Origin of the sequence: Azospirillum canadense, from assembly GCF_025961225.1 — a bacterium.
Classification (GTDB): domain Bacteria; phylum Pseudomonadota; class Alphaproteobacteria; order Azospirillales; family Azospirillaceae; genus Azospirillum; species Azospirillum canadense.
This window is the reverse complement of record NZ_JAOQNG010000001.1, coordinates 1,889,500-1,909,925: the sequence shown is the minus strand read 5'-3', so window position 1 is coordinate 1,909,925 and position 20,426 is coordinate 1,889,500. Positions and strand designations below refer to the sequence as shown.

Here is a 20,426-nt window from a genome sequence, read left to right as displayed (position 1 = left end):
GCCTCCACTCACATCTGGTTGCGTTTCTTGGCGAATTCGACGGCGAGGATGGCGCGCAGCGACTGCGCGGTGATATCGCGCGTCCGTTGGGCCAGCGGGCCGGTCAGGTAGGTTTCGACCTGATGGATTTGCGCCAAAGTGTCGACTTGGCCACGCACGTTGCGCAGCATCTGGACGGTGCAGTCGACGCCTTCACCGGCAGGGGCCGCGCTGGAGGAGGCCGTGCTGGAGGGCGCCGTGACTGCAGCCGGCAGGGCACCGCCGCCCGCCGCGCCCAGGATCTGGCGGACGGTGTCGGGGACCACGCAGCTGTGGGTGACGTCTTGCGCCTCCGCCCGCAAAGTCAGCGTGTCGACCGTCGCGCGGGCGTCGTCGTAGAAGGCGAGGTTGCCGTCGTAGCGGCCGGCGGGGTCCTTGGTCCGGCCGAGGCGGTCCATCTTCAGGATGAAGGAATCGAGCGACTGGTGATAGGCGGAGACGCCCTTCTCGATCTCCGGATCATAGGGCGCCATCGGCTGCAGCATGGAGCAGGCGGTGGCCAGGACCACGAGGGCGAACAATGTCGCGATTCGCGCAATATGCCTGTGGATGACGGTCATTAATGTCTCACGGAATTCCATTGAATTGATGATCTTATCGATAACTCGCCATTTGGAAGAAAAATATTCCATCGTTGCTCGGTGTGCTCCACCCAACCCACGGGTTTCCGGTACGGAAGGCGCGGCCTGGAAGAACCGACACCGTTCCCTTATCTTTGACGCTCCAATTCCCCATCGGTCAGGACGACGGCAGGCCATGTGCGGACGCATGCTTCTCACCACGCCCGTGGCGGAAATCCAGAAGGTCTTCGGCTTTCCGGAGCGCCCGAACCTGTCGCCGCGCTGGAACGTCGCCCCGACCCAGGAGGTGCCCGCCGTGCGCCGGGAGGAGGACGGGCGGCATCTGGCACTGCTGCGCTGGGGGCTGGTGCCCTTCTGGGCGGACGATCCGTCCATCGGTGCGCGGCTGATCAACGCGCGCGGTGAGTCGGTGGCGGAGAAGCCGTCCTTCCGCGAGGCATTCCGCAAGCGCCGCTGTCTGGTGCCGACCGACGGATTTTACGAGTGGAAGGCGGAGGGCAAGCGCAAGCAGGGCTACGCCATTCGCCGGCGCGACCGGGCTCCCTTCGCCTTCGCCGGCCTGTGGGAACGCTGGAACGGCCCGAAAGGCGGGCCGGCGCCGGAGCGGCCGCTGGAGACGCTGACCATCGTCACAACCACCGCGAACGCGGTGCTGAAGCCGCTGCACGAGCGCATGCCGGTGATCCTGGACGCGGCCGACTGGGACCTGTGGCTCGACCCGGCGGCCCCGGCCCCGGTGCTGGAGGGGTTGCTGAAGCCGGCTCCGGACGACCTGCTGGAGGCCTACGCCGTCGGCCCGCGGGTCAACAACGTGCGCAACGACGACGAAGCCTGCGCGGCGCCGCTCGATGACGCCCCGACGCTTTTCTAAGTGGCCCTGTTCTGATCGGCGCTGGTTCCTAGCCTTATGCCTTGCGGCGGCGCTCCTCGGCGCGCTGTCCGTAGGCCGTGCCGGACCGGCTTATGCCCAGCGTGGCACGACCAAAGGAAAGGTCGCCAGCACGCCCAATGAGTTGTTAAAAGGCAGGGCGGTTGCCGTGGAAGGCGATCTTCTGTCGCTGAACGGCACGTCGGTTCGCCTGATGGGCATCGATGCCCCCGACCAGGGGCAGAAGTGCAAGAACAGGTACGGCCACGAACTGGACTGCTTCCGCATCGCCACGGCGGTGCTGCAAAGCCTTGTCAAGGACGAGGAGGTCTCGTGCACGATCGCCGAAAAGGACCGGACCGGGCAGAGGATGGGCGAATGCCGCGTCCGCGGCGTCGACCTGGGAGCGGCAATGGTGTCGCGGGGATGGGCCTTCTCCTACAGCAGCCTGTCGCCGGCCTACGCCTCGGGGGAGGCGTTCGCGCAGAGCCGGCGCCTTGGCCTGTGGTCCGGCAAGGTGGAGAAGCCGTGGCAGTGGCGGTCGCGCCAGCAGCGGGAAAAGGCGCGCTGACCGCCGGTTTGCACTTTTGGCCCCGTCCACGCCTCTGCCAACGGGGGAAGGGGGACTTAGCTTTTTTTCGGTTCGCCGGTCGGGGACGGCCGTGTTAGTGTTTCAGAGTGTTAACAGTTGATTAAAGTTGCCAAGCCCCGACCTGGTCCGGCGCATGGGGCGCCGGGGTCCAGCGGGGGCCAACGAACGGCGCGGAAGAACGGGTCATGCGAGTCTACGCACGCCAACTGTACGATCATCTGCCCTACCTGCGCCGCTACGCGCGCGCCTTGACGGGAGCGACCGACCGCGGGGATGACCTGGTCACCCGCTGCGTCGAGGTCGCGGTGATGGCGCCGTCGCGGTTCGGGCTGGAAAAAGGGGCGCGGGTGCCGCTCTACGCCCTGTTGAACCTGCTGTTCGACGATGAAGGCGAAGGGCGTCCGGCGCCATCGCCCCATCCCATCGAACGGGCGCTCGCCTCCCTCCCGGAGGGGGAGCGGCGCATGTACCTTCTCATCACCCTGGAAGGCCTGTCGGTGCCCGAGGCGGCGCAGGTCCTGGCCATTTCCACCGCCGATGCCCAGGAACGGCTGACCGTCGCCCGCGACAAGGTGCGCAACGCCCTGACGCAGCGCGTGCTGGTGGTCGAGGACAACCCCGTCCTGGCGATGGAGATCGGCGAACTGGTCACCGACATGGGCCACGTCGTCTGCGGCACCGCCAACAACGAGCAGGAGGCGCTGGAGCTGCTGGAGGTGGAAAAGCCGACGCTGGCGCTGCTCGACGTGCGCTTGGCCGACGGCGGCAGCGGGGTGGAGGTCGCCCGTCGGCTGCGTCAGAAACGCTCCATGCGGACCATTTTTGTCACGGCCTTCGACGGCGACCTGGAGGAGGCGGACGCCCGCCACCTGGGCCAGATCGTGCGAAAGCCCTTCACCAACGACGCGATCCGCGCGGCCATCTCCCGCGCCGTGTTCATGCCGACGCCGGTGGCGTTGGCCTGACGGAAACGGTCAAGACAACATGAAGAGAGGGCGGCCCGCGGGCCGCCCTCTTTTTGTCTGCACGTCGTCTGCACGTTGTATAGCCCCTCTCGCCTGAGAGAAGAGGGGTTGGGGTGAGGGTGGCGCCAGCGTAGCTGGACGGCATTCATGTCCGCCCTGCCGGGCGTAACGACCCCTCATCCCAACCCCTCTTCGCCTCTGGTCGCCTTCGGCGCCCATCCGCTGACGCGGACGGCTCCGAGCCCCCAAGGGGAGAAGGGCTTCAGATCACAGATCAAACCGTCGTGCGGCGGCCGACGACCATGCGGTAGATGGCCAGGATGACGATGGCACCGACGATCGCGCCGATGAAGCCGGCCCCTTCGCCGGCCCGATACCAGCCGACCGCCTGGCCGAGATAGGTGGCGACGAACGCACCGGCGATGCCGAGAAGCGTCGTGATGATGAAACCGCCCGGATCACGTCCGGGCATCATGAACTTGGCGACGATGCCGGCCAGGAAGCCGATGATGATCGTCCAAAGGATACCCATAACCTCTCTCCCTGCTGTTGCGGGACCCTTCCCACGGCTCCATAACGCCCACGGCGACGATTTGGTTCTGCCCGAATGGGGGAACCTTTGCGGATGACCCCATGTTGTCGGGCCAAACCCGAATGGTCCTCAGCAAGGGAAACGCCGCATGAATCGCAACCACGCCAAGACTCTGGCCGCCGCCTTCGTGGCTCTGTCCGTGTCCGCCGTCGGCGCCGCCGCGCAGGCACAGACCGCACCGCCGGCCGCGCGGCCCAGCGTCAACGGTGAACAGCTGTTGCAGGAAGGTGCCGCCAGGGGCATCGCCGACCCAAGCTCGTCGCTTGCCGGCAAGGTCCGGACGCTCGGCGAGGCTTCCACCGCCGACAGCTTCGCGCAGCAGGCCGCGGCCAGCGGCCTTTTCGAGGTGGAGTCCAGCCGTCTGGCCATGGACCGCTCCAACCAGGACGGCATCCGGGCTTTCGCCCGCCAGATGGTCCAGGACCACACGACGGGCAACCAGCGGCTGATGGCGCTGGCCCGCGCCAACGGCAGCAACCCGGCGCCCATGATGACCGGCCAGCAGGAGCAGATGATCACGCAGTTGCAGCCGCTGTCGGGCCGCGACTTCGACCGCCAGTACCTGGTCAACCAGATCCTGGCCCACCAGGAAACGATCCGCCTGTATGAGGCGGCGCGCACCTCCAGCGACCCGGGCATGCAGCCCTATCGCGAGTACGCGGCGCAGTCGCTGCCGATGCTGGAACAGCACCTTCAGCACGCCCAGGCGCTGGCGGGCTCCGGCGTGCCGACGGCGTCGCAGTAACCTTCCGAGGATTTTCACCACGGAGGCACAGAGACGCAGAGTGAATTCCGACAGCCGACGGCTCTCCGGAAAACCTCTGTGTCTCCGTGTCTCTGTGGTGACTCCGTTATCGTCTCGTCAACGCAGCTTGCGGATGTTCTCGGCGTAGTGCTGCGCGCCGCCGGTGAAGGTGGCGGTGCCGGCGACCAGCACGTCGGCGCCCGCCTCGATGGCGATGCGAGCGGTCTCGGCGTTGATGCCGCCGTCCACTTCCAGGTCGATCGGCTTGCCCAGCGCGTCGATGCGGCGGCGCAGTTCGCGGATCTTCGGCAGCTGGCTCTGGATGAAGCTCTGCCCGCCGAAGCCGGGGTTGACCGTCATCACCAGGACGAGGTCGAGGTCTTCCAGGATGTAGTCCACGACCTCAAGCGGGGTCGCCGGGTTCAGCGAGATGCCGGCCTTCTTGCCCAGCGACTTGATCAGCTGGATGGTCCGGTGCACATGCGCCCCGGCCTCCGGATGGAAGGTGATGATGTCGGCCCCGGCTTCCGCGAAGGCCGTCACGTAGGGGTCCACCGGCGCGATCATCAGATGCACGTCGAAGGGCTTCGCCGTGTGCGGCCGCAGGGCCTTCACCACCGCCGGGCCAATGGTGATGTTGGGCACGAAATGGCCGTCCATCACGTCGATGTGGATGTAGTCGGCGCCCGCCGTGTCGATGGCGCGCACTTCCTCGCCCAGCCGGGCGAAGTCGGCGGAGAGGATGGACGGGGCGATCTTGACCGGGCGCATGGGCGGTGTCCTCGAAAGGGCTGTCGGAAAGGCGCCTTCCCATATCACGCCGCGCCCGCGCCCCCAACCCGCGAAATCGCCACCGTCAGGGCTGGGCGGAACCGGGCTGCGCCGGGTCGTGGGCCAGCGCCTTCGCCAGATAGGACCGGCAGCCGTCCAGCGTGGCCAGCAGCGGGTAGTCCAGTTCCGGCACGCGGACGTTCAGGGCGATCTCCAGCTTCATGACAAAGTTCAGGAAATCCACGGAATCGAATTCGAACTGGTCGCGGAATGGCCGGTCGGGGGCCAGCGCCGCCAGGTCGGCGTCGGGCGCCACCGCGCCGAGGCAGTCCAGCACCGCCCGTTCGATCCGATCCGTATCGATTCCGGTCATGGCTTGTCCTCCCGACTGTCCTGATCCCGCATCCGTCGGCCCGGCTTCCGCTGCCTCAGCTTCCGTTGTCCGCAACTCCGAGGCATCATACCTGAAAAGCCATCGCACCCGTCGGCCCAACGCTATGGCCGGCAAACTGACCGGGCACCCGGCAAAAGGCAAGGCGTGTGAGAGCCGCAGGGGGAGTGAAACCGCATGCCGGTGCGCGATTTGGAAGCCCTGTTCCGCCCCAAGGGAGTGGCGGTCGTCGCCGAGGGCGACCCTCCCCTGGCCCGCGTCGCGGCCCGCAACCTCGCCGGGGGCTACGGCGGGGTCGTGCAGCGGGTGGAGGCCTCCGCCCTGGGCGGGCTCGCCTCCGTGCCCGAACTGGTGCTGATTGCTGCCGGGGCGGAGCGGCTGCCGGCGCTGGTCGCGCAGGCCGGGAAGGGCGGCGCGAAGGCAGCGATCCTGCTCGGCGCACACGGCGACGATCCCGACCTTGCACGCGCATTGAAGGACGCCGCGCGCGGCCACGGCCTGCGGTTGCTCGGGCCGGGGAGCCTGGGCGTCGCCATGCCGGGCAAGCGCTTCTGCGCCGGGGCCTTCCACCGCCCGCCGCCGGCCGGCCGTGTCGCGCTGGTGGCGCAGTCCGGCACGCTGGCCGGGGCGGTCATCGATTGGGCACAGCGGCGTTCCGTCGGATTCTCCCACATCGCGGTGACGGGCGACGCGTCGGACGTCGGGCCGGGCGACCTGCTGGATTATCTCGCCGCGCAGGACGACTGCCACGCCATCCTGCTGGTGCTCGACCGGCCGCCGGAGGCGCGCCGATTCGTATCCGCCGCGCGGGCGGCGGCCCGCCAGCGGCCGGTGATCGTCCTGCGGACCGGGCGCGGGGAGGGCGGGGACGCCGTGTTCGACGCGGCCATTCGTCGCGCCGGCTTGCTGCGCGTCTTCACGCTGGAGGAGCTGTTCGACGCGCTGGAGACGCTGGCCGTGGCCGCGCCGATCCGCGGCGACCGGCTCGCCATCGTCGCCAACGGGCGCGGGATCGGACGGCTGGCCGCCGACGCGCTGCTGGACGGTGCCATCGGAGGTGCCGGGCGCTTGGCCATGCCCACCGGTTTGGCCAACCCGCTCGACCTCGGGGAGGGAGCGGAGGGGGGCGCCTACGCCGCCGTCCTGTCCCGCCTGTGCGTGGACCCGGCGGTGGACGCGGTTCTTCTGCTGCACGCGCCGACCGCGCTGGTCCCGGCGGGGGAGGTCGCGCGGACGGTCGCGTCGGCCATCGACACCCACTGCCGCACTCCGGTGCTGACCAGCTGGCTCGGCGAGCGCGACGCCGACCACGCCGCGGCGGAGCTTGCCCGCCACCGCGTCCCGGTGTTCGACACGCCCGATCGCGCGGTGCGCGCCTTCCAGCACGCGCTGGCCTTCCGCCGCAACCAGGAGCTTCTGGCCGAAACCCCGCGCTCGGCGCCGGAGGATGCCCGCCCCGACGCCGGAGCCGCGCGCCGTGTCGTCGCGGCCGTGCGGGAGGCTGGGCGCGTGGCCCTGACCGAGGCGGAGGCGCGGGCTCTGCTCGCCGCCTATGGCGTACCCTTGGGAGTCGTGGACGCCGTCCCCGGCCACGACCTCGCCGTGGGCTTGAGCGAGGACCGGCATTTCGGCCCGGTGATCACCGTCGGCCACCACGCCGCCCGCCTGCCGGGCGAGACGGCCGTGGCGCTGCCGCCGCTGACCATGACGCTCGCCTGCGACGCGCTGCGGCGCGTCCCCGCCGTCGGCCTCGCCGAGGAGGAGGGGCTGACGCCCGCGGCGCGTGACGCGGCGGCGGCGCTGCTGGTCAAGGTGGCGCAGATCGGCGTCGACCTTGAGGAGGTGGCGCACCTGACGCTGTCCCCCATGCGGCTGGGTCCGGAGGGGCCGGTGGTCGGCGGGGCATCGGTGCGGCTGGTCGAGGCCGGGCGGCGGCGCGCGCCCTTCGCGATCCTTCCGTACCCGTCGGAGCTGGAGCGGCCGCTGCCGCTCGCCGATGGGCGCAGCCTGATGGTCCGCCCGCTGGTGCCGGAGGACGAGCCGGCCATGAAGGCCCTGTTCAAGCGCCTGACCCCGGCGGAAATCCGCCTGCGCTTCTTCAGCCAGAAGCAGGAGCTGAGCCACGGCATCGCCGCGCGGATGAGCCAGCTCGACTACGACCGCGAGATGGGGTTGGCGGTCACCGACCCCGGCCGGCCCGGCACGACGGCGGTGCACGGGGTGGTGCATCTCGCCCGCGCCGCCGACGGGGAACGGGCGGAGTTCGCCATCATGCTGGCCCACGACATGGCCGGGCTCGGCCTCGGCCCCGTGCTGATGCGGCGCATCCTCGACCACGCGCGGGCCAAGGGGCTGAAGGAGGTCTATGGGGAGGTGCTGCACGAGAACCGCGCCATGCTGCGCCTGTGCGAGGCCTTCGGCTTCCAGCGCCGCAGCTCGCCGGACGATCCCGGCGTCACCCACGTGGTATTGGCGCTGTGACCGCCGCCGCGCCGGATCGGGCGGCCCATTGGGCGGCCGAGGCGGTCCCGCTGACCGGCCCGTGGGGCGGCGTCAACATGGCCTGGGCGGCGGTGGACCGTCCTGTGGAGGCAGGGTGGGGGCACCACACGGCGCTGCGTTGGACCGGGCGGGACGGCGCGGCGGCGACGCTGACCTACGCCGATCTGTCCGACGCGAGCGGGCGCTTCGCCGCCCTGCTGCGCGGGCTTGGGATGGGGAAAGGCGCGGTGGTGGCATCGCTGCTGCCGCGCCGGCCGGCGCTTTACGCGGCGGCGCTCGGCGCGCTGAAGGCCGGCTGCGTCCACGCCCCGCTCTTCGCCGCCTTTGGGCCGGAGCCGTTGCAACTGCGGCTGACGCTCGCCGGGGCGCGGGCGGTGGTGACCACGGTGGCCCTGTGGACGCGCAAGGCGCCGGGCGATCTGCCGGACACCTTCGACGCGCTGCTTGTCGATGGGGAGGGCTGGGAGGAACGCTTGGCCGCGCTGAAGCCTGTGCCCTGCGCACCCACCGGTCCCGACGATCCGGCGTTGCTGCATTTCACCAGCGGGACGACCGGCGCGCCGAAGGGGGCGCTGCACGGCCATGGCGCCATCGTGGCGCAGCACGCCACGGCGCGCGACGCGCTCGGCCTCAGGCCCGGCGACGTCTTCTGGTGCACGGCCGATCCCGGCTGGGTCACCGGCACCGTCTACGGGCTGCTGACGCCGCTGGCCGTCGGTGCGACGCTGGTGGCCGATGAGGGCGACTTCGACCCCGCCCGCTGGTACGCGCTGCTGGAGCGGGAGCGGGTGTCGATCTGGTACACCACGCCGACCGCCATCCGCATGCTGATGCGCGCCGGGCTGGAGCTTCCACGCCGCCACGACCTCTCCGCGCTGCGCCACGTCGCCAGCGTGGGCGAACCGCTGAACGCGGAGGCGGTGACCTGGGGCGAGGCCGCCTTCGGCCGGCCCATCCACGACACGTGGTGGCAGACGGAGACCGGCGCCATCATGCTCGCCACCCCGCCCGGCCAGCCGGTCGTTCCGGGCACGTTGGGCTTTCCAGTGGCGGGCATCGAGGCGGAGGTGCTGGCGCCGCCGGGCGAGCCTGGGGAACTGGTGCTGCGCCCGCCCTGGCCGTCGATGTTCCAGGGATACCTGAACGACGAGGCGCACAGCCGCGCCTGCTTCACCGACGACGGCTGGTACCGCAGCGGCGACCTCGCCCGGCGCGACCCGGACGGGCGCTTCCGCTTCGTCGGGAGGGCCGACGACATGATCAAGACCTCCGGCCACCTCGTCGGTCCATTCGAGGTCGAGAGCGTCCTGCTGGAACATCCGGCGGTGGCGGAGGCCGCGGTGATCGGACGGCCCGACCCGGTGGCGGGGGAAGCGGTGAAGGCCTTCGTAACACTGAAGACCGGATCCGCTGGGGATGACAGCCTCGCCCGCGACCTGATCGCGCACGCCCGCCGCCGGCTCGGCCCCGCCTTGGCACCGCGCGAAATCGCCTTTGCGGACTCCCTGCCGCACACCCGCAGCGGCAAGATCCTTCGCCGCCTGCTGAAGGCCCGTGAGATGGGATTCCCAGGGGGTGACGCATCAACCCTGGAAGACGGCGGGAGATAAGGCGCGGCCTTCCGGGTTAAGGTGGCAATCCTTCGCCAGCCGAGCGCCCCATGTCCTTCTTCGTTCCACCAACGCCCCGGCGCCCCTGGGGACACCGCCTGTTCTTCCCAGCTGCGGCGCTCTACGCGGCGCTCAGCGTGCCGCTGTGGGTCGCCGGCTACTTCGGCTGGCTCGGCATCGGCTGGACGCCGGCGCTGCACGCGCACGAGATGCTGATGGGCTACGCGCTGGCGGTGGTCGGCGGTTTCCTGCTGACGCGGCCCTCCCGCAGTGCGCTCGGGCTCGCCTTCCTGGCGTGGCTGGCCGGGCGGGTCGCTGTGCTGGGCGGCCTGCCGCCGCCGATCGCGGCGCCGCTGGCGCTGGCCTATCCGGTGGTGCTGTTCGTGGTCGCCGGGGTGCCCTTCCTGCGGGCGGCGAAGAGCGGCCACAACACGCTGTTCGGCCCGGTGATCGGCGCTTTCGCGCTGGCCGAGGCGCTGGCCTGGTGGGGCGGCGACGGCGGGCGCACCGGCGCGCTGTTCGCGCTGCACCTCGTCGGCATCCTGATGCTGGTGATGGGCGGCCGGATCATCCCGTCCGCCACGGCCGGGGAGGTGCGGCGGCAGGGCGGCACTCTCGTCGAGCGCGTGCAGCCCCGGCTGGAGTGGGCCGGCGCCGCGGGGGCGATCCTGGCCGCGCTGACCGTCGCGGCCGGCAACTGGCCCTGGCCGGTGCCGTGGATCGGCGCCGCGGGCGCCATGGTCGCCGGCCTGACCGCCTGGGCGCGGCTGGCCCGCTGGCGCACCGACGCGGTGCTGCGCCGGCCCGACCTGTGGAGCCTGCATCTCGGCTACGGCTGGCTCGGGCTGGGCTGGCTGTTCCTGGGGATCGAGCGGCTGGACCCGCTCGCGGGCGGGGCGGCGTGGCACGTGATGGGGGCGGGGGCGCTCGGCACGCTGGCCGCCTCCATGATGGTGCGCGCCACCTTGCAGCGGGAGGCGCTGCCGCCCGACTTCCCGCGCCCGGCGACGGCGGCCGTGGCGCTGGTCAGCCTCGCCGCTGCGTTGCGCGTCGCCGCGGCGAGCACCGCCCCGGAATGGCTGATGCCCGCCGCCGCCTTGGCATGGGCCATGGCACACCTGCTGGTGCTGTGGATACTGCTGCGCGTGCCGAAGCGCCTGTGGGTGTAGGGGTCGGGTTCAGTCGTCGCACAGCGTTTCCACCTCGATCCGCGGGCCGGGCGGGAAGCCCCGTTCGCGGCCAGCCGGTTCCGTCGCCCAGCGGATCGCCTCGCCCAGGCGGGCGAACGCTTCGCGGCTTTCCGGCAACTCCTGGCCATGCGCTTGGAACTCGTGGGTCATGTGCTCCCACACCTCCAGCCGGACCCGGGCGCCCTGTTCCTGCACGGTCCGGGCGAAGTCGCGGATCATGTCGACAAGGATTTCCTTGCCGCCGGCCTGGAGGTAGAGCGGCGCCAATCCCCGGAAATCCCGCGCAATAGGCGACAGTTCGGCGTCGGTGAAGCCGCCCGATCCCTTCAGCCATTCCGCAAAGCGCAACGTCATGTAACCCTGGACGAGGTCGTAGCGGTCATTGCCGAACTGGCTGGCGCCGCGCCGGCCGACGTCGGTCCAAGGGCTGAGAGCGATGCCGATCGCCGGCTGAGGGAGTCCCGCCTCGGCCAGCCCGGCGATGGTCATCAGCGTCAGGTGGCCGCCCGCAGAGTCGCCGCACACCACAAGGCGGGCCGGATCGATCCCTTGGTCGAGCAGGAAACGGTAGGCGGCCAGCGCGTCCTCGATCTGCGCCGGGTGCGGGTGTTCGGGCGTCAGGCGGTAGTCGGGGGCGAAGATGGGCAGGCCCAGCGTATGAGCCAGCATGGCGATGAAATGCCGGGTCACGGAGGCGTAGAAGCTGTAGCCGCCGCCGTGGAAGTAGAGCAGGGTGGCATCGCCCGTCCGTGTGTGGGGGATGAACCAGTCGCCGCGCGGCTCGCCGGGCCGGCTTGGCCTGATGTCGACCGCCGGGTTCGCGTCCACCACCGCGACGAGGCTGTCGAAATAGGCGCGGCCTTCCGCGATGTTCCCGAGCGCGAAGGCGTGGTTGAACTGCGCGCGCCAGAACAGGTTGCCGATCTCGAACGGGATCGTCCATTCCGGCACCAGCGGCCGGCCGGCGGCGCGGCAAGCCATGACGCGCAACGTGGTGAGCGCAAGAGTGGCGAGGCTGCGGTATTTGTGGCTGGTGCGCCCCTGAAGTATGATTTTGGACTTTGCGCTTTTGGACTTTGCGTTTTTGGGCATGGCCGGGCTCCGATGGTCGGTCGGCGCCATCTCGCCGGACACCCGGCCGGCCGTATAGAACGGAGACGACATCCGCCATGCCCCTCCCCATATCCCGGGCCGGCTCCGCCCGCCTGCTGTTTCCGCGCGCGGCCCTGGGCGCCTGCATTTTCGTCGGCATGGAGCGCGACACGCGCGCGCGGGCGCTGACCGACGACCAGCGCTTCAATTATTTCCCGGCCTCGCCGCTGGCGGTGGTCTCCTGGATCTTCGATGGAACCATCCACATGGTGGAGGAGCGTGGGACCGACGGTGTCCCAGTGCTCGGCCCGCCGCTGCCGCGGCTGTTCCTGACCGGGCCGCAGCGCCGCCCCTTCGCCAGCTGGTCGCCGGGACCGGTGCAAGTCCTGTCGGTCGCCTTTTACCCGGAAGCCTTGGCCCGCCTGACCGGGGCCGGTGCGGACCAGCTGGTCGACCGCGTCCGGCCGCTGGAGGAGGTGGCGTCCGGCCTGTTCCTCACCGCCTGCCGGTCGCTGTTCGATCATGGTGCGGACGGCGAGCCGTTCCTCCGGCTGGAAGAGGGGCTGGAGCCGTTGTGGTCCGGTCCGCGCCCACGCGATGCCCGCGCGGCGCCGCTGCTGGGGGACTGGCTGCGGACGCTGGCAGCAAAGGCCGTGCTGTCCAGAGCGGGGCACGGCGTGCGGCAGATCCAGCGCCGCATCAAGATCGCGACCGGGCAAAGCCAGCGCGACCTGCAGCTTTTCGCCCGCGTGGAGGAGGCGGTCGTCCGTGCCAGCGCGACGCGCGACGGAACGCCACTGGACCTCGCCGCGCTGGCCGGCGACGCGGGATTCGCCGACCAGTCGCACATGGGCCGCGACATCCGCCGCGTCACCGGCCTGTCCCCGGGACGGCTGGACGAGCGCGTCGCAAAGGACGAGGCCTTCTGGTTCTACCGGCTGATCGGGGAGAGCCTCGGCGGGCGTTGATTTTAGCGCTCGACCGATTCCAGGCCGGCGCCGTCCCAGTCGCCCGTGCGGAAGAAGGCGTCGATGCGCTCCACCCACGCGTCGATGTCCAGGCCGTTGGCGGCCAGCCAGTCGCGGTTGAAGTAGGTGCCGGCGTAGCGTTCGCCCGGATCGCAGATCAGGGTCACGACGCTGCCCTGTCGCCCGTCGCGCATCATCTCGGCGATCAACTGGATGGACCCGACCATGTTCGTGCCGGTGGAGCCGCCGCAGGACCGCCCCAGCCGTTCCCGAAGGACCCAGACGGCGGCGACGCTGGCGGCGTCCGGCACCTTGATCATGCGGTCGATCACGCCCGGCTGGAAGGACGGCTCCACGCGCGGCCGGCCGATTCCTTCGATGCGCGAGCCGCGGTCGACCGTGGCCTTGGGGTCGTGGTTGCGGAAGCCGTCGAAGAAGGCCGAATGCTCCGGATCGGGCACGCAGACCCGGGTCGCCATCCGGCGGTAGCGCACGAAGCGCCCCATGGTCGCCGACGTGCCGCCGGTGCCCGCCGCGCAGACGATCCAGTCCGGCACGGGGTTCGGCTCCTGCGCCATCTGCTCGAAGATGGACTGCGCGATGTTGTTGTTGCCGCGCCAGTCGGTCGCGCGCTCCGCGTAGGTGAACTGGTCCATGAAGTGGCCGTTGCAGGCCTCGGCGAGCCTCAGCGCCTCGGCGCAGACCTCGGACGCGCGCTCCACCATGTGGCAGCGGCCGCCGTAGAACTCGATCTGCGCGATCTTGGCGGGCGAGGTGCCGCGCGGCACCACGGCGACGAAGGGCAGGTCGAGAAGCTGGGCGAAGTAGGCCTCCGACACGGCGGTGGAGCCCGAGGACGCCTCGATCACCGTGGTCCCCTCGCGAACCCAGCCGTTGCACAGCGCATAGAGGAAGAGGGAGCGCGCCAGCCGGTGCTTCAGGCTGCCGGTGGGGTGGGTGGATTCGTCCTTGAAGTAGAGCGTGATGCCCGGCGCCGCCGGGATCGGCAGGCGCAGCAGGTGCGTGTCGGCCGACCGGTTGAAATCCGCCTCGATGCGGCGCAACGCCTCGTCCAGCCAGGGGCGCGCGGTCGGGAGTGCTCGGGTCATGGCTTCCTATCCAACGATGATAGGCACTCGAATAACCGCCTTTTCGACAGTTTGCACCTGTGAAATGGTGGGCCTGGATGCGCTTGGGGAGAACTGCTCAATGGGGGCTTCCCAGGTCCTGGACGGTGCCGAAACCAATCAGGCCGCGGACATGGGTCAGCAGGTCCAGGGGCGAAACCGGCTTGTGCAGCAGCGAGATCCCTCGGTCCTTGACGATGGTCGCCGTCTGCTGGGACATGTCGCCGGTCAGGACGGCGAGGGGCGCGTCGGGGATGTCATCGGACAACAGGGCCAGCCGTGCCTCGAACGACAGCCCATCGTGGAGGTGATAGTTCAGGATCACCGCCGCGGGAATGATCGCGAAACGCCTGCACAGCCGCAGGGCTTCGCCGAGCGTCCGGAACGCCAGCGTCTCGTAGCCCGCGGCGGAAAAGAACGCCTGAAGGCTCAAAAGAACCAAATCGTCATCGTCGACGAACAGAAGGATGGGAACGCCTTCTTGTCTTTCCGGCATTGAATTCTCCTTGCCATTCCCTCCACAGCTTCATGTGGGCTCATTGTGGGCGGTGAAGAGTGGGCCGTCGGTGATGATCCGATGATGGAGCAGGATTTATCGTCCTAGGCGCATCCTCTACTCCCTTCGTCAGGGCAGGAGGCGGTTTGCGAGGTCGAGGGCGCTGGCCGGATCCGGCGCGACGGCGGTTGCCTCCAGTCGGTCGGCAATCCCGCAATCGGCCGCCAGGGCTTGCCCGCCGACGAGCACGGGCAGGTCGCGCGTGTCGGGCTGCGCGCGGATGGCGCGCAGGATCGTCCGGGCGCTGCGCAGGTGCATGCCCATGGACACGGACAGGAGAAGAAGGTCCGGCCGCGTCTCCGCCACCATGCTGACGACCCCGGCCATGGGAACCGACGCGCCGAGATAGGTCGTCATCCATCCCGCGGCACCGAACCGGTCGCAGACCAGGCGCAGCCCGAGGTCGTGCAAATCGCCGCCGACGGACGCGGCGACGAGAGACCGGCCGTTCCGGTGCTGTTTGCGCAGGCTTATGATGCGCGGATAGAGCTGCGCCACGGCCAGCTGGGTGATGGCGGAGCAGCGGTGCTCCTCCGCCACGGTGATGCGGTTCAGCTCCCAAAGGTGGCCGATCTCGCGCTGCACGGGCGTGATGATGTCGTCGCACACCGCATGAAGGCCTTGGCCCCGCGCGAAGGTTCGCTTGACCAGGGCGATGGCCTGATCGGTCCGCCCTTCCATGGCCGACAGGAAGTACCGTCGCGCCAGCCCGTCCAGCGCATCGGCTCCAACGGGTTCCTCGGGGTCGGGAAAGGCGGGCGTTTCGTCCAGCGCGGTCCGCGCGGCGGACAGGATGGGAAGGATCGCGTCGGCGGACGGCTTGGGCATCAGGCCCGCGATGGCGTCCTTCATGCAGTCGAGGTTCGCGGTTAGGTCGGCGGGCTGCACGCCCCGGCTGGCCAGAACGCGGCGGGTCCACAGCGCATAGCCGGCGAACAGGGCGGGGCTGCCGAAGGCCGTCGCGTTGACGAGGAAGGCGAGGTGGAACGTGTTGTCCAGCGCGCAGGCGGCTCGAACCTGTTCGGCCAGGACCTTTGGGATGATCGGCCTTGCGCGGAACAGCTTGGCCATCGTCGCGTCGATGACCCACCAGGCGCGGGCCTCCAGGCGGTCCGCGGCTTCTTCCTCACGCGCGATGCTGCTCATGGACCGCCTCCAAGGGCTTCGGATGAAGATCCCGGGGCAAAAATTCTGGGCGGATGGGCACGGCTTGGCGTTAACTCAAGTCAACGTCATGCGCCGGGCGCAGTTCCGCCATCCGTCGGGAGGCGTACCCACCGCCGCGGCTTGACGCATTGGCGTCGCCCTCCGACACTTCCCGCCAACGCCGCAGCAGACGGCAACCGAAAGGCGCGGGCGTCCCGCCCGCCGGGGGGATCATGAGCGACCACCACAGGGATGACCACATCAGGGCCCGCGTCGCGGGCGTCATCGGGCTGGGATCCATGGGCATGGGGGTGGCCCTGTCGCTGCTGCGCGGAGGCTTCCGCGTCATCGGCTGCGACGAGGCCCCGGCCAAGTGCATGAGCCTCGTCACCCACGGCGGGGAGGCCGCGGCGACGCCCGCCGAACTCGGCCGGCAGGTGGAGCGCGTGGTGATCCTGGTCGCCACGGCCGACCAAGTCGAATCGGTGCTGTTCGGGCCGAACGGGATCGCCGCGACCCTGCCGAAGGGCGGCTGCGTCGTCCAGTCGGCCACCGTGCCGGCTGCCTACGCGGCGGACGCCGGGCGGCGGCTCGCCGACCTGGGGCTGCTGATGCTGGACGCGCCGGTCAGCGGCGGCCCGGTGAAGGCGGCGGAAGGGCGCATGACCGTCATGGCGTCCGGCCCGGAGGAGGCCTTCGCGCGGGCGGAGGATCTGCTGGCCGCGGCATCCGGCACGCTGCACCGGGTGGGGACGGAGCATGGCCAGGGCTCCGTCGTGAAGACCATCAACCAGCTGCTGGCCGGCGTGCACATCGCGGCGTCGGCGGAGGCGATGGCCTTCGGCATCCGCGCCGGGGTCGACCCGCAGCGCATTTACGACGTCATCACCTCCAGCGCCGGCAACAGCTGGATGTTCGAGAACCGCGTGCCGCACATCCTGAACGGCGACTACAGCCCGCACAGCGCGGTGGACATCTTCGTGAAGGATTTGGGCATCGTCGTCGATTCGGCGCGCCGCATGACCTTCCCGACGCCGCTCGCCGCCACCGCCTTGCAGATGTTCACCATGGCGGCTTCGGCGGGCCTGGGCCGGGAGGACGACGCGGCGGTCATCAAGATATTCGAGCGGCTGGCCGGCATCACGCTGCCTCAGCCCAACGACAACCCGGAAGGCTGATCCCTTATGGACACGGGCATGGATACGGGCATGAAGTCCCTCATCGTCACCGGCGGCAGCCGGGGCATCGGCGCCGCGGTCGCGAAGATGGCCGCCCAGCGCGGCTACGCCGTCACTTTCTCCTATATCGGCAACGCCGACGCGGCCGACGCCACCGTCAAGGCGATCACCGAGGCCGGCGGGCAGGCGCAGGCCATCCGTGGCGACGTCGCGCGGGAGGAGGACGTGCTGGCCCTGTTCGACGCCGCGGAAGCGCGCTTCGGCCGCCCCACCGGGCTGGTCAACAACGCCGGTATCGTCGGCCCCTACGGCCGGCTGGACGAGGCGTCGGCGGAGGGCATCCGCCGCACCCTGGACATCGACGTGCTGGGCGCCATCCTCTGCGCGCGGGAGGCGGTCCGGCGCATGTCCACCCGCCACGGCGGCTCGGGCGGCAGCATCGTCAACGTTGGCTCCATGGCCGCGGTGCTGGGATCGCCCAACGAGTTCATCACCTACGCCGCCGCCAAGGGGGCCGTGGACAGCATGACCATCGGGCTGGCCCGCGAGGTCGGGAAGGAAGGCATCCGCGTCAACTGCGTGCGGCCCGGCCTGATCGACACCGAGATCCAGGTCATCCCCGGCCACGGCAGCCGGCTCGACGCGCTCGCCTCTACGCCGCCCATCGGTCGTCCGGGGTCGGCGGACGAGGTGGCGGAGAGCGTGCTGTGGCTGCTGTCCGACGCCGCGTCCTACGTGACCGGCGCCATCCTCAACGTGTCCGGAGGTCGCTGACCCATGTCCGCCACCAACTCTGCCGCAAATCTCGTCATCGACTATCAGGACGTGGTGGAGGCCGCCCGCCGCCTGAACGGCTACGCGGTGCGCACGCCGCTGCTGGAGAACGCCCTGTTGAACGAGCGGGTCGGCGGGCGCGTCCTGCTGAAGCCGGAGGTCTTGCAGCGCAGCGGATCCTTCAAGTTCCGCGGCGCCTTCAACCGCCTGTCGCAGTTGTCGGAGGAGGAGCGCAGGGGCGGGGTGGTCGCCTGGTCGTCGGGCAACCACGCGCAGGGCGTGGCCGCCGCCGCCGCGATCCTGGGCCTGCGCGCCGCCATCGTGATGCCCAAGGACGCCCCGGCGCTGAAGATCGCCAACACCCGTGGCTACGGCGCCGACGTCGTGCTTTACGACCGCTGGACGGAAAGCCGGGAGGACATCGCCAAGAGCATCGCGGAGGAGCGCGGCAGCGCCACCGTGCCGCCCTTCGACCATCCGCAGATCATGGCCGGGCAGGGCACCGTCGGGCTGGAGATCGTGGAGCAAGCGCAAGCGCTGGGCGCCGTGCCCGACGACGTGATCGCGCCGTGCAGCGGCGGCGGCCTCGTTTCGGGCATCGCCACCGCGGTGAAGCATTTCTTCCCCGACACCCGGGTATGGAGCGCCGAGCCCGCCGGCTTCGACGACGTGGCCCGCTCGCTCGCGAAGGGGGAGCGCGTCGGCAACGAGGCCGGGCATGCGTCGATCTGTGACGCCCTGATGTCGGCGGCGCCCGGCGCGCTGACCTTCCCAGTGATGAAGGAGACGCTCGCCGGCGGCCTCGCCGTCACCGACGCGGAGGTCCAGGAGGCCATGGCCTACGCCTTCACCGTGCTGAAGCTGGTGGTCGAACCTGGCGGGGCTGCCGCGCTGGCGGCCGTGCTGACCGGCAAGCTGCCCGCCCGCGGCCGCACCGTCGCCGTGGTTCTGAGCGGCGGCAACGTCGATCCGGACACCTTCGTGGATGCGCTGAAGGCGGGGTGACGACAGTACTCGCGCCCGCCCGCTTGCGGGCGCGCGCGAGACGTCACTTACCCTTGCACTTCGCCATGTCGTCTTCGCTGATCGAGAAGGCGTAGGCATCGGTGCCCGACAGGGTGACGTTGCGCAGGACGCAGCTGCGCTTCTTCTTGTCCTTCACGCTGACGTCCCAGACGCCCGGCGTGATGTCGGACAGCTTCAGGCGCTCGTCCGCCTCCACCGTCTTGTCCTTGTCGTTCAGCGTCTGGTTCTTGCCCCACTTGTTGGTGCCGGGCTCGGCCAGTTTCAGCTCCGTGATGGTCTCGGTGGTCAGGTTCCAGAACTTCAGCGTCTGAGGCTTCTGTGTTTGGGCATGCGCCGTGCCGGCGACGGCGGTGGCGCAGAGAAGGGTCAGGACGGTGGTGCGGAGCATGGGGATTCCCCTGGCGCGGGTGGCACACGGACGCACAGCTTGCCCACAGGCGAACCCGCCGCGACATTGGACGATGGTGCTACATCGGTCGAAAGCCGGCGGCGGCGCGATTATGTCTTACCGTCGAACAAACGATCAGTTACACTGACAATATAGCGAGCGAATCCCGGAGCAACCGGGACGCCGGTTTGGGAGGACGAGACATGCCCGTTTCCCGGTTCCGGAGGCCAACGCGCCTCCGACCCGGCGGGGAGGCGCCATGCGCGTGCTGATCCCCGACGCCAAGTTCACCGATCCCGCCGCTATCGAACGAGAGGCCGTCGGAACCCTGACCGGCGGCTCCGCCCTGTCCTTCATCCCGCACCACGAGGTGCCGCAAGCCGACATCGCGCCCGGCGAATGGCCGTCCTGCGAGGCGGTGATCGCCTACGACGAGGTCCGCCTGGACGCGTCCTGGCTGAAGCGGCTGGAACGCTGCCGCGTTGTCGTGCGGGCCGGGGTCGGCTTCGACAACGTGGACCTGGAAACGGCCGGGGCGCTCGGCATCGCCGTCTGCAACGTGCCGGATTATGGCACGACGGAGGTCGCGGACCACGCCATCGCCATGCTGTTGACCCTGACGCGCGGCACGGCCACGTACGACGCGGCGATCCGCGCCGACCTGGACAAGGGCTGGCACTTCGCGCAGGCGCCGCTGGTAAGGCGGACGCGCGGGCTGGTCTTCGGCGTGGTCGGGTTGGGGCGGATCGGGCTTGCCACCGCGCTGCGGGCGAAGGCCTTCGGCATGGAGGTGCTGTTCTACGACCCGTACAAGCCGACCGGCACCGACCTGGCGCTCGGCTTCCGGCGGGTCGACAGCCTGTCCGCGCTGATGGCCGAATCGGATGTGGTCAGCCTGCACACGCCGCTGACGCCGGAGACGCGGGGAATGATCAACGCCGAGGCCTTCGCCGACGCGAAGACCGGGCAGATCCTGGTGAACACCGCGCGCGGGCCGGTCGTGGTGCTCGACGCGCTGTTCGATGCGCTGCGCAACGGCCGGCTGGCCGGCGCCGCGCTCGACGTCATCCCGGAGGAGCCGGTGACCCGCATGGCCGAGCACCCGTTGATCCGGGCGTGGCGGGCTGAGGAGCCGTGGATCGCCGGACGGCTGCTGCTCAGCCCGCACGCCGCCTTCTTCGCGCCGGAAAGCATCCGCGACCTGCGCCGCAAGTCGGCGGAGACAGTCGCGGCGGCGCTCGGCACGGGGCGGCTCGTCAACTGCGTCAACCGCGCGTGGCTGAGCCCGCAGCGCGGCTGGTCAACCACCGCGTGACAGAAGGGGC

21 protein-coding genes are annotated in these 20,426 nt (G+C 70.1%); 12 read left to right on the top strand and 9 right to left on the bottom strand.

The genetic code is table 11. The features are described 5' to 3' along the window. Positions 1 to 8: 8 nt before the first annotated feature. Positions 9 to 560 carry a hypothetical protein gene (locus tag M2351_RS09115; RefSeq protein ID WP_264655777.1) on the bottom strand — a complete coding sequence of 184 codons (552 nt, stop codon included), beginning with the start codon at positions 558 to 560 and terminating at the stop codon, positions 9 to 11. Positions 561 to 807: 247 nt separating this feature from the next. Here M2351_RS09115 and M2351_RS09110 point away from each other — a divergent pair, with 247 nt between their 5' ends. The 3 genes from M2351_RS09110 (at position 808) to M2351_RS09100 (ending at position 3,045) form a co-directional block, all read left to right on the top strand. Beyond that, complete coding sequence (locus tag M2351_RS09110; protein ID WP_264655776.1) at positions 808 to 1,491, top strand: SOS response-associated peptidase; 684 nt, start codon at positions 808 to 810, stop codon at positions 1,489 to 1,491. A gap of 166 nt (positions 1,492 to 1,657) precedes the next feature. Then, complete coding sequence (locus tag M2351_RS09105) at positions 1,658 to 2,059, top strand: thermonuclease family protein (RefSeq protein WP_264655775.1); 402 nt, start codon at positions 1,658 to 1,660, stop codon at positions 2,057 to 2,059. A 206-nt stretch (positions 2,060 to 2,265) separates the two neighbouring features. Continuing rightward, positions 2,266 to 3,045 carry a PhyR family response regulator anti-anti-sigma factor gene (locus M2351_RS09100; RefSeq protein ID WP_264655774.1) on the top strand — a complete coding sequence of 260 codons (780 nt, stop codon included), beginning with the start codon at positions 2,266 to 2,268 and terminating at the stop codon, positions 3,043 to 3,045. Positions 3,046 to 3,319: 274 nt separating this feature from the next. Here M2351_RS09100 and M2351_RS09095 read toward each other — a convergent pair whose 3' ends face one another. After that, positions 3,320 to 3,577 carry a GlsB/YeaQ/YmgE family stress response membrane protein gene (locus tag M2351_RS09095; RefSeq protein WP_264655773.1) on the bottom strand — a complete coding sequence of 86 codons (258 nt, stop codon included), beginning with the start codon at positions 3,575 to 3,577 and terminating at the stop codon, positions 3,320 to 3,322. A 148-nt stretch (positions 3,578 to 3,725) separates the two neighbouring features. On the opposite strand from M2351_RS09095, the gene M2351_RS09090 reads away from it, so the two are divergent. After that, positions 3,726 to 4,382, top strand: a complete 657-nt coding sequence (locus tag M2351_RS09090) for a DUF4142 domain-containing protein (RefSeq protein ID WP_264655772.1) — start codon at positions 3,726 to 3,728, stop codon at positions 4,380 to 4,382. A 117-nt stretch (positions 4,383 to 4,499) separates the two neighbouring features. Here the strand turns inward: M2351_RS09090 and rpe are convergent, their stop codons facing one another. Then, on the bottom strand, positions 4,500 to 5,153 hold the full coding sequence (gene rpe / locus M2351_RS09085) for a ribulose-phosphate 3-epimerase (RefSeq protein WP_264655771.1): 654 nt from the start codon (positions 5,151 to 5,153) through the stop codon (positions 4,500 to 4,502). 85 nt (positions 5,154 to 5,238) lie between these two features. Further along, positions 5,239 to 5,526 carry a phosphopantetheine-binding protein gene (locus M2351_RS09080; RefSeq protein WP_264655770.1) on the bottom strand — a complete coding sequence of 96 codons (288 nt, stop codon included), beginning with the start codon at positions 5,524 to 5,526 and terminating at the stop codon, positions 5,239 to 5,241. A 195-nt stretch (positions 5,527 to 5,721) separates the two neighbouring features. Between M2351_RS09080 and M2351_RS09075 the strand changes: the two genes are divergently transcribed. Genes M2351_RS09075 through M2351_RS09065 form a run of 3 tightly spaced genes read left to right on the top strand, consistent with a single transcriptional unit; the run spans position 5,722 to position 10,825 of the window. Continuing rightward, a complete protein-coding gene (locus M2351_RS09075) occupies positions 5,722 to 8,025 on the top strand; it encodes a bifunctional acetate--CoA ligase family protein/GNAT family N-acetyltransferase (RefSeq protein WP_264655769.1) in 2,304 nt (767 codons plus the stop codon). Continuing rightward, on the top strand, positions 8,022 to 9,656 hold the full coding sequence (locus tag M2351_RS09070) for an AMP-binding protein (protein ID WP_264655768.1): 1,635 nt from the start codon (positions 8,022 to 8,024) through the stop codon (positions 9,654 to 9,656). Before M2351_RS09075 ends, M2351_RS09070 begins: the two co-directional genes overlap by 4 nt. 50 nt (positions 9,657 to 9,706) lie before the next feature. Further along, on the top strand, positions 9,707 to 10,825 hold the full coding sequence (locus M2351_RS09065) for an NnrS family protein (RefSeq protein ID WP_264655767.1): 1,119 nt from the start codon (positions 9,707 to 9,709) through the stop codon (positions 10,823 to 10,825). Positions 10,826 to 10,834: 9 nt separating this feature from the next. Here the strand turns inward: M2351_RS09065 and M2351_RS09060 are convergent, their stop codons facing one another. Continuing rightward, on the bottom strand, positions 10,835 to 11,938 hold the full coding sequence (locus M2351_RS09060) for an alpha/beta hydrolase (RefSeq protein ID WP_264655766.1): 1,104 nt from the start codon (positions 11,936 to 11,938) through the stop codon (positions 10,835 to 10,837). 77 nt (positions 11,939 to 12,015) lie between these two features. Here M2351_RS09060 and M2351_RS09055 point away from each other — a divergent pair, with 77 nt between their 5' ends. Continuing rightward, a complete protein-coding gene (locus M2351_RS09055; protein WP_264655765.1) occupies positions 12,016 to 12,906 on the top strand; it encodes an AraC family transcriptional regulator in 891 nt (296 codons plus the stop codon). Positions 12,907 to 12,908: 2 nt separating this feature from the next. Here the strand turns inward: M2351_RS09055 and M2351_RS09050 are convergent, their stop codons facing one another. From M2351_RS09050 to M2351_RS09040, 3 genes are all read right to left on the bottom strand, one after another. Continuing rightward, the gene (locus tag M2351_RS09050) at positions 12,909 to 14,015 is read right to left on the bottom strand and encodes a PLP-dependent cysteine synthase family protein (RefSeq protein ID WP_264655764.1); all 1,107 of its coding nucleotides are present in this window, start codon (positions 14,013 to 14,015) and stop codon (positions 12,909 to 12,911) included. 97 nt (positions 14,016 to 14,112) lie between these two features. After that, on the bottom strand, positions 14,113 to 14,529 hold the full coding sequence (locus M2351_RS09045) for a response regulator transcription factor (protein ID WP_264655763.1): 417 nt from the start codon (positions 14,527 to 14,529) through the stop codon (positions 14,113 to 14,115). 129 nt (positions 14,530 to 14,658) lie between these two features. Beyond that, positions 14,659 to 15,735 (bottom strand): cobalamin B12-binding domain-containing protein, encoded by a 1,077-nt coding sequence (locus tag M2351_RS09040; RefSeq protein WP_264655762.1) that lies wholly within the window; start codon positions 15,733 to 15,735, stop codon positions 14,659 to 14,661. Positions 15,736 to 15,968: 233 nt separating this feature from the next. Between M2351_RS09040 and ltnD the strand changes: the two genes are divergently transcribed. Genes ltnD through M2351_RS09025 form a run of 3 tightly spaced genes read left to right on the top strand, consistent with a single transcriptional unit; the run spans position 15,969 to position 18,692 of the window. Beyond that, the gene (ltnD, locus tag M2351_RS09035; protein WP_264655761.1) at positions 15,969 to 16,913 is read left to right on the top strand and encodes an L-threonate dehydrogenase; all 945 of its coding nucleotides are present in this window, start codon (positions 15,969 to 15,971) and stop codon (positions 16,911 to 16,913) included. Positions 16,914 to 16,943: 30 nt separating this feature from the next. Continuing rightward, the gene (locus M2351_RS09030) at positions 16,944 to 17,687 is read left to right on the top strand and encodes an SDR family oxidoreductase (RefSeq protein ID WP_264655760.1); all 744 of its coding nucleotides are present in this window, start codon (positions 16,944 to 16,946) and stop codon (positions 17,685 to 17,687) included. Positions 17,688 to 17,690: 3 nt separating this feature from the next. Then, the gene (locus M2351_RS09025; RefSeq protein WP_264655759.1) at positions 17,691 to 18,692 is read left to right on the top strand and encodes a threonine/serine dehydratase; all 1,002 of its coding nucleotides are present in this window, start codon (positions 17,691 to 17,693) and stop codon (positions 18,690 to 18,692) included. Between the two features lie 43 nt (positions 18,693 to 18,735). On the opposite strand, the gene M2351_RS09020 is transcribed toward M2351_RS09025, so the two are convergent. Beyond that, the gene (locus M2351_RS09020) at positions 18,736 to 19,101 is read right to left on the bottom strand and encodes a hypothetical protein (RefSeq protein WP_264655758.1); all 366 of its coding nucleotides are present in this window, start codon (positions 19,099 to 19,101) and stop codon (positions 18,736 to 18,738) included. A gap of 259 nt (positions 19,102 to 19,360) precedes the next feature. Between M2351_RS09020 and M2351_RS09015 the strand changes: the two genes are divergently transcribed. Further along, positions 19,361 to 20,416 carry a C-terminal binding protein gene (locus M2351_RS09015; RefSeq protein ID WP_264655757.1) on the top strand — a complete coding sequence of 352 codons (1,056 nt, stop codon included), beginning with the start codon at positions 19,361 to 19,363 and terminating at the stop codon, positions 20,414 to 20,416. Positions 20,417 to 20,426 lie beyond the last annotated feature (10 nt).